Below are 417 nucleotides of genomic sequence, written 5' to 3'. Positions count from 1 at the left end.
AAAATAATATCCTTGGCAACCTTTTTTATATCCCTTTTAAATTTTGGCTTAATGACTATATCCAATGAGTCAAAAAGCTCCCCTTCAATATCTGTTGCCCCTAAGACCTTTAATATATCGCCAAATACAGGTAGCTTGGCTTCTACCTTCACCGTTGTTCGGCCGATGAAATGCATATGCATAACATCGTCTTTGGTGGTTCCCCTCATCAGTGGCTCTATCTGAACGCGCTCTCCACTGCTTAATGACATTCCTTTCCCGATTAAAAAATCTGTCAGATCGGATGTGGTCGGCCCGAAAACAGTTCTGGCAAAACCAATGGTGTCGCCTTCAACAAACAAAAAAGATGGGAATCCCAATGATTCGTCATCTGCGAGGCTGTTCTTAATATCTTCAACTGAAGCTTTAGAGCGATTT

The 417-nt window shown here is 41.5% G+C and carries 1 protein-coding gene; it reads right to left on the bottom strand.

Going from position 1 to position 417, the window contains the following annotated elements; genetic code table 11:
- On the bottom strand, positions 1–417 hold a 417-nt coding region (locus DF185_RS23285; protein WP_438830241.1), incomplete at both ends, for a RexA family antiphage protein.

The organism is Marinifilum breve (genome assembly GCF_003202155.1).
In the GTDB taxonomy this organism is placed as follows: Bacteria; Bacteroidota; Bacteroidia; order Bacteroidales; family Marinifilaceae; genus Marinifilum; species Marinifilum breve.
This window is presented reverse-complemented; position numbering and strand designations above follow the sequence as displayed.